Source organism: Anaerostipes sp. CAG:276 (assembly GCF_000432215.1).
GTDB classification, from domain to species: domain Bacteria; phylum Bacillota; class Clostridia; order Lachnospirales; family Lachnospiraceae; genus Anaerostipes; species Anaerostipes caccae.
This window is the reverse complement of record NZ_FR889207.1, coordinates 63,722-78,162: the sequence shown is the minus strand read 5'-3', so window position 1 is coordinate 78,162 and position 14,441 is coordinate 63,722. Positions and strand designations below refer to the sequence as shown.

Genomic DNA, 14,441 nt, shown 5'->3' with positions numbered 1-14,441 from the left:
CTGATGGATCCTTTCTCAGGCTGGAGACTTCCGCAGATCAGGTTCAGCATCGACGTTTTTCCTGACCCGTTGCTGCCGATCACAGAAACAAAATCACCATTTTGGATCTTTAAATTAAAATCCTTAAACAGACAAATTTCATTCACCGTTCCGATGTTATAATATTTATCAATATTTTTAAGTTCAATCATGCTTTCACCTTCTTTTTCCGGTCCATGCTGATGATCAGGATCACAAGAAACAGGATCGCAGTGATCAGTTTAAGGTCCTGGGAGTCCAGTCCGATCTCGATGGCTGCCGCCACACAGGCTTTGTATATAACAGAGCCGATGATGACAGCAGTTGTTGCCTTTAACAGATTTCCTTTAAAAATGTTCGTCCCGATAATAACGCTGGCGAGACCAATGACGATGGTTCCGGTACCCATGGAGATTTCAAAAAATCTCTGCTGCTGACACATGACACTTCCCGCCAAAGCTACCAGACCGTTGGCGATAGAAAGGCCGACAATTTTTACAAACCCACTGTCTTTAGCAAGTGATGTGACAATTTTTTCATTGTCCCCTACGGCTCTGAGCAGAAATCCGGATTTTGTCTTTAAGTACAAGTCCAGGAGGAGTTTTGCGATCAGCATGATCAGCGCAATGATGATCAGTGTCTTATACGGCTCAAGCGCCTCCGGACATAATTTGTTGATAAAATCATTGTTAAAAATCGTATGATAGTTGAACAGAGGCACATTGGCACTTCCCCCGGTAATCCGCAGATTGATCGTATAAAGTCCCGTCATCATAATGATACCTGACAGCAGATCCCTGACTCTGAACTTTACGTGGATGATCCCGGTCAAAGCCCCTGCTGCCGCTCCCGCCGCCGTTGAAAGGATCAGCGAGAGGACCGGATTGAACCCATTCATCAACAGTACCGTGGTGATGGCGGCACCCAATGGAAAGGTACTGTCCACAGACAAATCCGGAAAGTCCAGTATTTTATAAGTAATGTATACGCCCAGAGCCATCACCGCATAGATGAATCCCTGCTCGAAGACGCCAATGATTAGTTGTTCCATTTTTTGCTCCTATTTATTTGCTTGCTTTAATTTCTGTGAATGTCTCTACTGCCTCTTTCTTAACATCTGAAGGCAGTTTAATTCCAAGATCTTTTGCCACCTTTTCGTTAAGATAGATGTCTCCCTGATTAAACGTTTCAAACGGAATTTCGGATGCTTTCTTCTCTCCCTTTAACACTTTGGCAGCCATTTTTCCTGTCTGTTCTCCAAGTTTTATGAAGTCAATCCCCACACATCCGATGCATCCTAATTTCACCTGTTCGATCTCTGAACCGAATACCGGGATCTTTGCCTTGTTTGCTTTTTCCAGATAAGTCGGCATTGAGCTTACGACCAGATTATCTGTAAGGTTTGTGATACAGTCTACTTTCTTGATCAGGCTGTCGGCTGCCATCGGCATATCTGCCGCCGCGCTGATTCCCTGAGTAATGATCTTAAAACCGTTCTTTTTAGCCACTTTCTCATAGGCTTCAATTCCCGCTTTAGAGTTAACCTCGTTAGTGCTGTACAGAATTCCTACATTTTTTGCCTTTGGAAGCACTTTACGGATCAGCTTCAGCTGTTTATCTGCAAGGATCAGATCAGAAGTTCCTGTAACTTCCCCTACATTTTTTCCGTCCTTGTCTACGAATCCTGCCAGTTCCGGTGATGTAACCGCAGTGTAGATAACCGGTGTCTTAGAATCAGAAGCTGCATTGTATGCGCTCTGGGCACTTGGTGTCGCAATGGCACAGATCAGGTCCATCTTCTTGGAAGCAAAGTTTGAAGCGATCTGGTTATCTGCAGCGGTATCAGCCTGAGCATTTTTATAAGTGATCTTTAAATTTTTTCCTTCCTTGATTCCTTCTTTTTCTAACCCCTGGATAAAACCTTTGCGGCAGTTATTTAAAGATTCATGCTCTGCAAACTGCTGAATTCCGATTTGATAGCTTTTGTCCTCACTTTTTTTTGAACATCCTGCAAATAATAATGTTGCCGCCAATACTGCGCTGCATCCTGCTGCTAATAATCTCTTTTTCATAACTTTTTCTCCTTTTCTCTACAATCAATTTTTTGCACTTATAGAGATAAACAAATACTGTGGTCCGGAGTTTTTTATTTCATAAGGAAGGTCATAGAACTTTCCTATGGAATAAAAAACGCCCCAAGCTAACGCTTGAGGCGGATATCCGCGGTACCACTCAAATTGGCATCATAAAAAATGCCCACTCTTTTCATATACCATCATATATGCCCTGTTGTGTAACGGGTCGGGTGCCCGGCAACTCCTACTGTGGTTCAGAACTGCCCTCGAAAGTCCATTCATCAGGGAATTCATGCTGCAATCCCACCATCTGCAGCTCTCTTAAAATCCTTCTGCTCCTGACTACTACTCTTTCTCATCGGTTTATCACTATATGATAGAATAATAATACTTTTCTTTTTACGTGTCAACCCCGAATTTTCACTCTTATTTATAAAAAGAATGTCCCTGATAAGTGAACAGTTTCGTCAGCGCCCTGTCAAACCAGGACACATTTCTTGGATTCGCCATTGTCTTTTCCACAAAATATAAAGCGCCCTCTGAGTAGTCTTCTCCCTCCAACGCCCGCTCCACACTTTCCCGTGTAGACGCTTTGATCGTCACAGAATTATACCGTCCGTCTGCTGTCGGAGAAAACTGCACACTGCCATTGGTCCTCTGGAACACGACCTGTTCGATGGTGTTTGGAAATTCCTTGGAACGGACCCTGTTTAATATCACATTTGCGACTAAGATTTTACTCTTCATGTCTTTGTCAGTAGCTTCTGCTTCCACAATCCTAGTAAGAATTGCTTTCTCTCTTGTAGATATTTTTCCTTTGAGGCCTTTGACATCCTGTACTTTTTCAATCTGACGTTCTATATTTAACTTTTTAATCAGTGCTTTTCTCTCTTTAAACTGCTTCTGTTCTTCCAACAGTTTCCTCTGGATAAGCTGATCAACGCCATTTTCGCCCTGCGGCGGCTGAAATAAAGTATCACTTGCAAAGACCTGCTGCCCTACGCTGCATAAGCCAATCGCACAAGATATGGCTGCTACTTTCCATTTTTTCTTCAATGTCATATACACTCCTTTAATATAGTGTATGACATTTTTGAAACATTATTCACACTTTTGTAAAATTTAAGTCCAATTTCAGAGACATCTGCATTTCTTTACATCATAAATTTTATATCGTCATGACATAAATATCATTTTCCGTATTTAAAACAAATCCACAGGACAGCAGCAAACCACAGGACGCTGCATTCTCCTGTTCAGGCTGTACAACAATCCTCTCAGCATCACCATGGCATCTGATCTTCTCTATCAGCTGTTTTACAATTTCTTTCCCAAATCCTCTGTGGATGCAGTCCAACTCACCAATCATATAATCGACGCTGTAAGATCCGCCCATTTCCGTGTATCCTCCCCATAGTTCATCACTGTCTTTACATGCATAGTATTGACAGAAGCCGATTGGTTTATTTTCATACTCAACGATAAAATGATGAATCCAGCAGAAAGCACTGTCCTGCTTTTCGACTTCTTCGATCCAATCCAATGGCTCATGGTACCACTTTGCAACATGCGGCATCCTAAGCCATTTTTTAAAGACAGGGAGATCTTCCGCATTCATTGTTCTTAGATTCAGCATACTCATTTCCTCCTGCATATACATTCGTTAAAAGACAACACGCATCTGTACACAATACATGGAGTATGTTTTATCTCTCAGAAAACATTTTCTATCACTGCCGTGACAGGGTATTTCCTGGGTAATAAAAAATTTCACTTATCTACATTATAAAACATAAATAAAGGGAATGATACTATGACATTTTATCTGCTGGAGCAGGCTGCTTAGATATCAAAGGTGGCACCTGCGATAGTTTAACTAATTTTTCTCTTCTTTCTAAGACAACATAAAATACCTGTTCCTCCCAAAAGGCCCAGCACCACCCATACAGTTTTAAATTCTTCTCCTGTCTTCGCTGTCTGTTCGTTTTTCCGGATCTCTTTATATTTCCAATTCTTATTTTTTTCTGATGTACCTTTTTTGTTTTCTTTCCCTGAAGTATCCTTGTCTGCCTTCTCAATTTCAGCTTTCTTCCATTTCGCTCTTAAAGTCATATTCTGATGCACCGGATCTGAAAAATTCCACTTGGCTTCTTTTCCATTCTCATCGGTATAATACCAGCCCATAAATTCATAGCCGTCTCTCTTTGGATCTTTCGGCTCGATCACCTGATTTCCTCCTCTGACCGTCTGAGTCACCGGAGTATCATAGCCTCCGTTGGAGTCAAACTTCACTTTGTGGTCTCCGGTCAGCGTGATCTTTACCTGAACTTTTGTCCCGTCCTCTATAAAAAAGGTCAGAGAAAATTCTCCGGTCCTGCCCGCCGTCTTAGCTTCGTTCAGTACTTCCCATTGTTTCGGATCGATGGATGGTTCCACGGTATTCTTGCTCTGGTCTTTCGCTTTTGCCCTGCAGAGTTCCAGAAGCTCTTCTTTTGTAAACGCCTCTCCTCCTGTTGGATGGGTCCCGTTATTTGCAGCCAAAAATGCTTCTCCATGGTCCGGATCTAATTTGGCACTGTCCGTTCCCTGATCTCTTAAATATACTTGGACCGTCACCTCTGTTCCACCGGGTGCCTTTATAGTCAGCGGAAAGTTTCCGGTCTCACCCGCCGTCTTTGCCTCATTGATCCTCTTGATTTGATCCGGCTCTGAAAAGGTGATGCTGTCTCTTTCCACTGATTTTCCATCTTTGTCAAATGCTTTGACGGCAGACAGTTCTTTCAGTTGTTTTTCGGTAAAGCCGTCTCCTCCGGTCCTGCTGATAATATTCATTCCTTTGATCGTTTCACCGCTATTCCGGATCTGTATCTGTCCCAGTTTCATCATATTTCATCAAAGAAACCGTGACTTTTGCCCCGGCTTTTGATGTAAAGGTCAGTTCAAACACACCAGATATCCCGGCTGTCTTTGCCTGGTTAATCTTTTCAAACTATTTTTTGTCTATAGAAAAACCATCCAGTGAAATGGTCGTTCCATCTTTATCTTTGCCTTTCAGTTCTCCATAGATCTTGAGTTCCTCCTCGGTAAACGCATCTCCTCCGGTATCCTTCTCAAAGTTATTGGCTCCGATCGTCGGGTCCGGATCCTCCGGGTCCATCCCCGCGGCATCTGTGCCGTCGTCTCTCAGACAGACATTAGCCGTCACTTTTGTGCCGTTTGAGGTCTCAAACGTCAGAGGGTAATCCCCAATCTTTCCCGCCCTTTTCGCCTCATTTAAATCTTGTATCTGTTTTTCATCAAAGAAACTGATCTGATCATCCTCCAGGTCATTTCCTGTTTTGTCTTTTGCCGCCACCTTCGTGAGCTGTTTTAGCTGTTCCTTTGTAAATCCGTTTCCTCCAGTTTTGCTGATAATATGATTGGCTCCGATCTGTTCATTTGTCTTTGACTCCACGGTATTTTCATCACGGAACGGCCCAAAATAGGCCACTGTATAAAATTTCCCTACATGGATCTGTGTGTCAGATTTAAACGGTGTCCCTTCCATGAAGGTATAACTGTCCATAGAATCTCTGTCCTGGACATAGCCCTGATAACCTTCCTGAGGAGATGACACGAACCGGCCGAATTTCGTAGGAATTGTAAAGCCCGGATAATCAGTTGATCCAATACCCGGAGCATTACTGCTCTCATCTCCTTTTGCGATGACTAAAGTATCCCCTCCGCTGATCACAATATTATCAAGGGAGGATGTACAGACTGCTCCGATGCCGGGACCATAGCTTCCTCCGATCGCTTCGACTCTTCCTCCGGTGATCGAAAGGCCGTCTATATTGACCCATACGCCTCCTCCGAGCCCGGCGCAGCCATAATTGCCCTCAGCTTTAATATTTCCTCCTGTTATAGAAAGGTTGCTTACTTTCTGATTGGCAAATGATATAGCACTGTTGTCGCCGTACACAGAATCATGTGTAAATTTATAACTTGTCAGACAGGCTCCTCCGATACCGGGACTGTGATATCCTCCTTTTGCCACAATATTCCCGCCCTTGATGATGAGATTCGCCAGACCGCACTCGCCGTCTTTTTGTGTTCCTCGAAGGCTGTTTCCAATGGCTCCTGCATGATATTGGTCATCTTGTCCTGATGCTGTAAGGCTTCCGCAGCTGCTGTCACAGCGATGTCCTTTTTCATCCGCCTTCTCACACTGGAGGATCAGTTCCCCGTCCACTCCGTCTTTTGTAATGGCGTTACCTTCATCTCCTTTATATCCGTCCTTTTCGTTTCCTGATTTACAAAGCAGTGTATTATTTCTTCTGAGTGTCATCGTCACATAGGCGTGGGAGACATTGATGCAGTCCATCTTTGTTTTATCACAGGTAATACTGACATCGCTCAGGGTAATCTCTGTCCTGACACCTTTTTCCACAATCACGTTGTACTTTGTCGTAGTCCCTGTGATCCAGTATCCCTTGGGATTTAGAGTTCCGTCGTCCTTTGCAGTTCCTCCGACCGAAGCTCCAGTCTTCGTGATCCGGACATCTCCTTCACTGACATCCAAAATAGTCTGTCCGTTCTCCGCAGTGTCTCCGGACGTTTTCGCTGCCTTTTTCTTTGTCTTCGGCTGCCTCCCTTTTAGTTCATTCTCATTGGGTTCTAAAGTCTTGTTTTGGACTTTGCTGCCACCCTTAGATTCTGCCTGTTTCTCCGGGTTTTCTTCAGTTAATCCAGAAATACCCCCCCCCGGATTTTCCAGGTATTTCCTGTTCTGTATCCAATGCTCTAAGCATTTCCGGCCCGGAACTGATGCCCAGCGCTAGTGTAAGCGCGGCAGCAGCCATACACCTTTTCCATTGTTTCTTCATTCTTTCCCTTCCTTTCCTGCCTGACAAGTGCACTTTTCGCAGACAAATGGTTTTTGACTTTATAAGACCTCTTTTAAAAAGAATAGGTTAGACAACAAAAGACACCAGATTTTAATCTCTGATGTCTTGTCTGCAAATTTTTTTCAATTAAAATGGAATTTAGCTAATCTATAAGCCGGGTTCTGTCTTAAATGATCATCTATCTCGACTTGCTGTTGCCAGCAAGCTCCAGCGGCACACCGAAAAGCGGACCGGGCAAGCCCATAGCTTTTCTCCTGCCTTGCTTCGGATGGGGTTTACATGTGCCTTGCCTGTTACCAGCCAAGCGGTGGGCTCTTACCCCGCCTTTCCACCCTTACCGGCTAATACCGGCGGTTTATTTCTGTTGCACTGGCCTGAGGGTCACCCCTACCGGACGTTATCCGGCATCCTGCCCTGCGAAGCCCGGACTTTCCTCACCAAAAGACTTTGGCGCGATCATTCGGTTAACTAAATTCCGAGTGGAATTATACCATGTTCTCATGTGTCCCGTCAAACAATTTAATAAATCTTAACCATGTAGGATACCTTGTATTTTCCACAGTAAGCGGTGACTTTCACTTTGCCTTTTTTCTTTTTGGCCTTGAATTTACCGCTTGTCTTTCCGATCGATGCCAGCTTTTTATTGCTGACTTTCCATCTCACTTTTCCGGAGACACCGTATTTTTTCACTTTAAAGGTATAAGATTTCTTTTTCTTTATCCTTGCTTTTTTCTTAGAAAAAGCCAAACGCTTCTTACTCACCCTAACCTTACATTTTAAGCTGTAATTTTTACCCTGCTGCGTAACCTTTGCCGTGATAACCGCAGTCCCTGCTTTTTTACCGGTAACTCTGCCGGAAGAATTCACTGCTGCCACAGACTTTTTAGAACTGGAAAACGTGACCTTTGCACCTCTCACTTTGTTCTTTACAGTAATAGATGAACTGTTTCCTTTATAAATACTGAGTGAACTCTTTGAAACTGATGGTTTGATATAAGTCACAGCCGGTTTTGCCGTAGTTGCCGTCGGTTTTGGTGCAGCCGTTGCAGGCGGCGTCTGCGGAACAGAAACGGCCGGTGTATCTGCCGGTTTTGAAGCAGTTGTCCCGCTGTTTCCGGCCTTCACCTTATCGTTGGAAAATAATTTAACCAATGCGTTGCCCGTTTGATATACCCCATTTAACGGCTGCAATGATGTTACATCTCTGCCCGAACCGCCAAAATTATATTTTAGCTGGGTTTGTCCCGCCGTACAATCCATTTGAAATTCATCTGACTGATCCTCCTGCAGTTCAAACGGATAAAAATATTCGGTCCTTCCTTCTTTTTTGAAAGAAATCTGAAGCTCCGCACGGTATACTTTGCCTTTCTCCATATCAAACGAGGAGGAACCGAAAGGAATCGTGTAAAATCCGGCATTCTGTGCCGTATATTCTTTGGAAACCAACGACTTATTACTCTGGTCCTGATAAACCTGAACTTTGACGCTGCAGTTTGCTGCTGGAACATAAACTCCGCATGCGGTTAGCTTTTCATTGTCTCTGGCCGTAAATTTATTGACTCCAACCACGGGACTGGTGCCTGCCGTAAACAAAGCGTCTCCAAATCCTGCCCCGTCATATTGATAAATATTCTGATAAGTATGCGCGGTCTTACTTCCGTTATAGTTCACATTCTCAGCTTCAAAAACCGTAGGTTCAGAAAGGGATTTGTCATAATACGAAATATAGAAATATCCGCTGTCACCCCAGTCAACGTCCCAGCTGTTTTTCACAAGGAACGCACCGTTTCCGGGAGGCGTAACACTGAAATTATCTTTGCTGTAATTGTCGTCCCAGCCGACAATGGTAATCTCATGATCTGCGTATTTATCCCCGTCATAATAATAAGATGTTGTAGTTCTTGAAGATCCGGTTTTGCTGCCAAAACGATAATATCCCGAATGTGAATTGCCCGTGTAATATCCGGCACTGACAGCGCCTTTTTCATATACAGCCCGCTTCACTGCCTGCACCCCTGCAGCACTATGTACGGTTTCATCATTGCCGTTTTCCAGATTAATCTCCGGCAGATACAGTGCATTTTTAAGATGGATATAAGATTCCGTCTGATACTTTTCTGACGGATCAGAAGCCCATATCTGACTGAACGGGAGGACTGATTCATCCACCGCCCCATACCATCTGGCCAGTGTCGGCACTGAGAACCAGCGGCTTCCTCCAATCGTGTAGTCGCTTTCTCCGGACCGATTCAAAAAACTGTCGTTTCCCGCGTATTTGCTCTTGTCCCGGTCTTTATTCTGTCCATGAAAGGTAAAATAAGCAAGTTGTCTCTCCGATAAATTAATCGATGAAGAAGCGGTTCCTGCTGTCATCATCACAGATTCAAGGGAAGCCATGGCACCAAAAGTCCAGCAAATACCGGTATTCTCCTGGGTTTTTACTCTGGTATGCTCTGCCGTATATGAGTCCGGCAGCTGTGCCGCCCGTTTTCTGCTCTTATCCGTCTGCGGCTGCAGCAAAGCTGCATCCTCATATTCTATAATTCTTCTCCCGCTGCGCACTGCCGTTTTTCCAATGAGATCAAACTCCAGATCTTCTGTGTTAATCTCATCAGCATGAACATCAAAGGAAGTCAAAGCCGTACACGACACGGCGGCAGCAAGTGCCAGACTCATCAATCTGCGTTTCCAGTTATACATTATTCATTATCCCCCTAATCTTGATTCCCCGCTATCCTAATTCTCCATAAAAATCTCTCTCATAAATTAAGATAGAGTTTCATCCCGATTAGTTAGATAAAAAAACGGAACCGTCAAGTCTCAAAGCAGCTTCCCCCAATGAACTCTCTCAAAAGAGACGTCTTCGGTATATCCTCACTTTTCACACTCAGGAAATAATCCAAAAACTTCAGCAGGCGCTTGGATTCCTGATATTCCGGACATCCCGGGCTGATCTGAAATAAAAGCGGCTCCGCATACTGTTTCAACACAGCCAGCTCGTAAATCTGGGCAGAGTTAAACATGATGTCCGCTTCCTCCTGGTAAGGGAAAATATTCAGTTCCTCACCCCTGCGCACAGATTCCCACCGTCCGATGGTCGTCTTTGCATCCGTTCCCCTGTGCCTTGCATCCCTCACGATCCTTCTCAACAGACGGCCGTCGGAGCTGGGTATCCGGTTGTGTTCGTCTATATTGATCTGACTCAGCGCGCTGACATAAATCTTATATTTATCTTCTTCCGAAATCTCACTGGACAGCATCCCGTTCAAGCCATGGATTCCCTCGATGACCAGCACATCATCCGGTCCGATCTTTTTATAATTCCCTTTGTACTCCCGTTTTCCTGAAACGAAATTATAGGTTGGGAGCTGTACCTGCTTCCCGGCCAAAAGACAGTTGATATCTTCGTTGAACAATTCCAGATCAAGAGATGCGATCGTCTCGAAATTATAGTTGCCCTCCTCGTCCCTGGGAGACAGCTCTCTGTCTAAGAAATAATCATCCAGAGAGATTGGGTGCGGAGTGAGCCCGTCGATCTGAAGCTGAATGGCAAGGCGGTGGGAGAATGTCGTCTTCCCGGAAGAAGACGGACCTGCGATCAGGACAACCTTTTTCCCGTCGTCCACGATCTTTGAAGCAATATCAGCCAGAAGCTTCTCCTGAAGGGCCTCCTGCACGAGAATCAGGTTATTGATATCGCCGTTGGTGATCTCTTCGTTGAGAGCCCCGACCGTGTCCACTCTCATAAGCTTGCTCCAGGATCTGGACCTCTGCATCACATGAAACAGCTTTGGCTGAGGCGTAAATCTTGAAACGGAATGGAGATGATCCCGTCTCGGGATCTGAAGAACAATTCCTCCCTGATACGCATCTACATAAAAATCCTGGATATATCCCGTACTGGGTGCCATATACCCATAAAAATAATTCTCATATCCGTCCAGAGAATATACATTGGTTCTGGAAACCCTGCGGAACCGGAAGAGCCTCACTTTCTCTTTCATCCCCTGCTGTGCAAATCTTTTTCTTGCCTCAAACGTATTGTAGGAAATTTTTTTGATCTTTAAATCCTGTCTCACCAATTCCCGCATTTTATTCTGGATTTTTCTCGCCAGATCGTCGTCCACTTTTAGATCATCGAGAGAAAATTCACAGAAGGTACTGTTGCCGATGGAGTAATTCATTGTGATGCGGTTTGTGCACCCTTCTCCCAGCACTTCCTCACAGGCCTTTAAAAATACGAAATTTACCGTCCTCTTATAAGTCATATATCCGGTCTGCTCCTCATTCGTCACAAACCGGATATCACAGTCTTCATCAATCGTATGGTGAAGCTCTCTAAGCTTCTCTCCCGTATAAGCAAGCAAAATAACTGGGGCGCCCGGTCTCTGAAATCTTTTCGCAAGTTCCTCCAGAGCCGTGCCCTCTTTTACACTGATCTTTGTTCCTTCTACTGTTACATTCAGCATATTCAGCCATCAACTCCTCTCTGCTCTATTTTACGTCAAACGGACATTTTGTATGACTCAGGATGATCTCACACACCGGTACATTTTTTTCGAGAAATTGTCCCATAAAATCTACAAAAATCTTTTCCAGACCGTGATGGCCTGCGTCGATGACTGTAAGGCCCAGTTCCATGGCATCCAGCCCTTCATGATGTCCGATATCCCCGGTTAAAAACAAATCTGCTCCTGTTCCGGCCGCCTGCTGTTCCATATGTCTTCCGGACCCTGGAACAGCCGCAATCTTTTGGATTATTTTTCTTTTATTTCCAAACAGCAGAACATGTTCTATACCGAACGTATTTTTTACCACTTCCGCAAAATCCCCTGCTGACATGGGGCGCTCAAGTTCTGATACTGTTCCGATGCCCTTCAAAATACCGTCTTCTGTACATGTCATTTCTACCGGAGCCAGACTCTTGAGTCCCATCGCCTCACAGACGATCCTCCCCATATGCACCACATCGAAATTCGTGTGCATGGCAAAACAATTCACACCGTTTTCTATCAGCTTCAGAAGTTTTTCCGGTGTGCCCGGCTCATCGGTAATGCTCTTTTGGGGAGAAAAAATAACAGGGTGGTGAGTCAGCAGAAAGTCCACCTTTTGTCTGACTGCTTCTTCCACCACCCCTTTATCCGCGTCCAATGCGACCATGATTTTATGGATCTCTCTGTCTCTTCTCCCTGTAAGAAGTCCCACGTTATCCCACTCCATGGCATAACGCGCCGGCACATAATCTTCCAATATCTTCATCAGTTCACTGCATTTCATAGTTTTTCAGTGCCTCCTTTATCTCTCTGAGAATACAGGACAGTTCTCCTGCCCTGCGCCTTAGATGTTCTGAATCCTTTCCCTCAAAAGAGTCAAGGATCTTCTGTTTGTCATTCAGCTCTTTCGTCAGGTACTCCTTCATCAGGGGATCTTTTAATCCTGTAAGATAAGTGCCGTAAGAATACTGCCAGGACTCGCCGTAAGATTGCCGGCCCCTGACAGCTTTTATGACAATATAATATTTCCCGTCTTCCTTTATCAATGCTTCTTTTTCGATGGCAAACCCATGGCTGTGCAGGAATCTCCTGACTTTCTCCCAGTGGGACTGGGGGGAAAGAACCAGTTCTGAAAGCCTGAAAAGCCTGTCCTCTCCCCTCATTAAGATCTGTTCCATCAGGTCTCCGCCCATTCCGGCAATCACTGCACTGTCTGCATCCATCGGGAGTTTCTCCATACCGTCCGATAGGATGCACCGGATCTTTCCGTTCAGTCCTTCTTTCCTTATGTTCTCCGAGGCCCTTTCAAGCGGTCCCCGATTGACATCCATGGCATATGCTTTGTCCGTCATCCCTTCGGAGGTCAGATAAATGGGTATGTATCCATGATCTGTCCCTATATCGGCGACACACATCCCTTCGGACACAAAAGAAGCAATTATTTTTAACCTTGATGACAATTCCATATTTCACCCGATCAGTCTAAATAGTCTTTTAATTTTCTGCTGCGGCTCGGATGTCTCAGCTTTCTCAGAGCCTTGGCCTCGATCTGGCGGATTCTTTCCCTGGTGACGTTGAACTCTTTTCCTACCTCTTCCAGCGTCCTTGCACGGCTGTCATCCAGTCCGAAGCGCAGTCTTAACACCTTCTGCTCTCTCTCCGTCAAAGTTCCGAGCACTTCGCTCAGCTGTTCTTTCAGCAGTGTAAATGCCGCCGCATCCGCCGGCACCGGAACATTGTCATCCTGAATAAAGTCTCCGAGGTGGCTGTCTTCTTCCTCTCCGATCGGTGTCTCTAAAGATACCGGTTCCTGGGAAATCTTTAAAATCTCCCTCACACGGTCCACTGGAATATCCATCTCCTCGGCGATCTCTTCCGGAAGCGGCTCTCTGCCGAGTTCCTGAAGGAGCTGCCTGGACACACGGATCAGCTTGTTGATGGTCTCCACCATATGGACAGGGATACGGATCGTTCTTGCCTGGTCGGCAATGGCTCTGGTGATAGCCTGGCGGATCCACCATGTGGCATACGTACTGAACTTATATCCCTTCCTGTAATCGAATTTTTCTACTGCCTTGATAAGACCCAGATTTCCCTCCTGGATCAGATCCAAAAACAGCATCCCACGTCCCACATAGCGCTTCGCAATGCTGACTACGAGACGCAGGTTGGCTTCCGCAAGCTTTTTCTTGGCTTCCTCATCACCTTCCTCCATCCTCTGGGCCAGACGGATCTCCTCATCCGCGCTCAGCAGAGGTACCTTTCCGATTTCCTTTAAATACATGCGCACCGGGTCCTCGATGCTGACTCCGTCCGGGATCGTCAGGTCCGCTTCTTCCTCGATCTCTTCCTTGATCTCCAGATCTTCGTCGTCCTCTCCCTCGGGGATCGTGAGCACATCGACTCCGTTTTGTTCCAGGTAATCAAAAATTGCCTCCATCATATCCGATGTCAGCTTAAAATCTTTAAAATATGTCTCAATCTGGGCATACTCCAGAAAATTTTTATTTTTCTTCCCCAGTTCTACTAAACCTGCCAGCTTCTCGCTGAATTGTAACATTGTTTCGTCCATTGATTTCCTTCCTCTCATACCTATTTTAACCAACCTAAATCGAAATATGCAGCTTTGCCAGTCTGCCTTTTTCCTGGATCAGCTCCTGCCATTTCATAATGTCGTTGGATTCATTCATCTTGTGTTCAATGCTGTCTTCCTTTACCTTCCGGACAATGTCGGTCAGCGCCTTGTCATTGTCCTCGGGCAGAGGCTTTAATTTCAGCGTCGTATTGAACAGCTCCGCAATTTTCTTCTGGTCTTCCATATCCGTATACTGATTCAGTATCTTAGCCGGCATCACTTTGCCGTCCCTCTCGTATTCTTCAAAGAGCAGCATAGCAGCGCCGTGATAGATCGGCTCAATAAAATCATCCGGTCCGATGATCCCGGCAAGCTTCTGAAAAAGTACCGGCTC

At 45.1% G+C, this 14,441-nt stretch carries 13 protein-coding genes, 1 other RNA gene, 1 pseudogene and 1 other annotated feature; all 15 genes and pseudogenes read right to left on the bottom strand.

What is annotated here, in order from left to right; all coding sequences use genetic code 11:
• Positions 1-191: ATP-binding cassette domain-containing protein (locus QVP35_RS15650; RefSeq protein ID WP_288187974.1), on the bottom strand; the 191-nt coding region annotated here is incomplete at its 3' end.
• The gene (locus QVP35_RS15645) at positions 188-1,069 is read right to left on the bottom strand and encodes an ABC transporter permease (protein WP_009291202.1); all 882 of its coding nucleotides are present in this window, start codon (positions 1,067-1,069) and stop codon (positions 188-190) included. The genes QVP35_RS15650 and QVP35_RS15645, both read right to left, overlap by 4 nt.
• 13 nt (positions 1,070-1,082) lie before the next feature.
• The gene (locus QVP35_RS15640) at positions 1,083-2,090 is read right to left on the bottom strand and encodes an ABC transporter substrate-binding protein (RefSeq protein ID WP_006567336.1); all 1,008 of its coding nucleotides are present in this window, start codon (positions 2,088-2,090) and stop codon (positions 1,083-1,085) included.
• Between the two features lie 133 nt (positions 2,091-2,223).
• Positions 2,224-2,461, bottom strand: a binding site (T-box leader).
• Between the two features lie 58 nt (positions 2,462-2,519).
• On the bottom strand, positions 2,520-3,155 hold the full coding sequence (locus QVP35_RS15635) for a cell wall hydrolase (RefSeq protein ID WP_006567338.1): 636 nt from the start codon (positions 3,153-3,155) through the stop codon (positions 2,520-2,522).
• A 106-nt stretch (positions 3,156-3,261) separates the two neighbouring features.
• Positions 3,262-3,729 (bottom strand): GNAT family N-acetyltransferase, encoded by a 468-nt coding sequence (locus tag QVP35_RS15630; protein ID WP_022261390.1) that lies wholly within the window; start codon positions 3,727-3,729, stop codon positions 3,262-3,264.
• Between the two features lie 236 nt (positions 3,730-3,965).
• Positions 3,966-4,979 carry an InlB B-repeat-containing protein gene (locus tag QVP35_RS15625; RefSeq protein ID WP_022261389.1) on the bottom strand — a complete coding sequence of 338 codons (1,014 nt, stop codon included), beginning with the start codon at positions 4,977-4,979 and terminating at the stop codon, positions 3,966-3,968.
• 103 nt (positions 4,980-5,082) lie between these two features.
• The gene (locus QVP35_RS15620) at positions 5,083-6,654 is read right to left on the bottom strand and encodes a hypothetical protein (protein WP_009291198.1); all 1,572 of its coding nucleotides are present in this window, start codon (positions 6,652-6,654) and stop codon (positions 5,083-5,085) included.
• Between the two features lie 157 nt (positions 6,655-6,811).
• Positions 6,812-6,958, bottom strand: a complete 147-nt coding sequence (locus QVP35_RS15615) for a hypothetical protein (RefSeq protein ID WP_022261388.1) — start codon at positions 6,956-6,958, stop codon at positions 6,812-6,814.
• A 155-nt stretch (positions 6,959-7,113) separates the two neighbouring features.
• Positions 7,114-7,451, bottom strand: an RNA gene (rnpB, locus tag QVP35_RS15610) — RNase P RNA component class A.
• Between the two features lie 47 nt (positions 7,452-7,498).
• Positions 7,499-9,679: a C1 family peptidase gene (locus QVP35_RS15605; protein ID WP_022261387.1), complete on the bottom strand. Its 2,181-nt coding sequence runs from the start codon at positions 9,677-9,679 to the stop codon at positions 7,499-7,501.
• 113 nt (positions 9,680-9,792) lie between these two features.
• Positions 9,793-11,448, bottom strand: a complete 1,656-nt coding sequence (locus QVP35_RS15600) for a nucleoside kinase (protein WP_006567351.1) — start codon at positions 11,446-11,448, stop codon at positions 9,793-9,795.
• Positions 11,449-11,473: 25 nt separating this feature from the next.
• Entirely contained in the window at positions 11,474-12,256 is a 783-nt protein-coding gene (locus QVP35_RS15595; RefSeq protein WP_022261386.1) for a Nif3-like dinuclear metal center hexameric protein, read from the bottom strand.
• A complete protein-coding gene (locus QVP35_RS15590; RefSeq protein ID WP_006567353.1) occupies positions 12,243-12,938 on the bottom strand; it encodes a tRNA (adenine(22)-N(1))-methyltransferase in 696 nt (231 codons plus the stop codon). Before QVP35_RS15590 ends, QVP35_RS15595 begins: the two co-directional genes overlap by 14 nt.
• A gap of 11 nt (positions 12,939-12,949) precedes the next feature.
• Positions 12,950-14,044: an RNA polymerase sigma factor RpoD gene (gene rpoD, locus QVP35_RS15585; protein ID WP_009291195.1), complete on the bottom strand. Its 1,095-nt coding sequence runs from the start codon at positions 14,042-14,044 to the stop codon at positions 12,950-12,952.
• Between the two features lie 34 nt (positions 14,045-14,078).
• Positions 14,079-14,441: pseudogene (locus tag QVP35_RS15580) on the bottom strand (DNA primase); the annotation flags it as partial.

Bases quoted from the DNA above. Each gene is read 5' to 3' on its own strand.
- QVP35_RS15645 (WP_009291202.1), bottom strand. From the start codon at position 1,069: ATGGAACAACTAATCATTGGCGTCTTCGAGCAGGGATTCATCTATGCG.
- QVP35_RS15640 (WP_006567336.1), bottom strand. From the start codon at position 2,090: ATGAAAAAGAGATTATTAGCAGCAGGATGCAGCGCAGTATTGGCGGCA.
- QVP35_RS15635 (WP_006567338.1), bottom strand. From the start codon at position 3,155: ATGACATTGAAGAAAAAATGGAAAGTAGCAGCCATATCTTGTGCGATT.
- QVP35_RS15630 (WP_022261390.1), bottom strand. From the start codon at position 3,729: ATGCTGAATCTAAGAACAATGAATGCGGAAGATCTCCCTGTCTTTAAA.
- QVP35_RS15625 (WP_022261389.1), bottom strand. From the start codon at position 4,979: ATGATGAAACTGGGACAGATACAGATCCGGAATAGCGGTGAAACGATC.
- QVP35_RS15615 (WP_022261388.1), bottom strand. From the start codon at position 6,958: ATGAAGAAACAATGGAAAAGGTGTATGGCTGCTGCCGCGCTTACACTA.
- QVP35_RS15605 (WP_022261387.1), bottom strand. From the start codon at position 9,679: ATGTATAACTGGAAACGCAGATTGATGAGTCTGGCACTTGCTGCCGCC.
- QVP35_RS15600 (WP_006567351.1), bottom strand. From the start codon at position 11,448: ATGCTGAATGTAACAGTAGAAGGAACAAAGATCAGTGTAAAAGAGGGC.
- QVP35_RS15595 (WP_022261386.1), bottom strand. From the start codon at position 12,256: ATGAAATGCAGTGAACTGATGAAGATATTGGAAGATTATGTGCCGGCG.
- QVP35_RS15590 (WP_006567353.1), bottom strand. From the start codon at position 12,938: ATGGAATTGTCATCAAGGTTAAAAATAATTGCTTCTTTTGTGTCCGAA.
- rpoD (WP_009291195.1), bottom strand. From the start codon at position 14,044: ATGGACGAAACAATGTTACAATTCAGCGAGAAGCTGGCAGGTTTAGTA.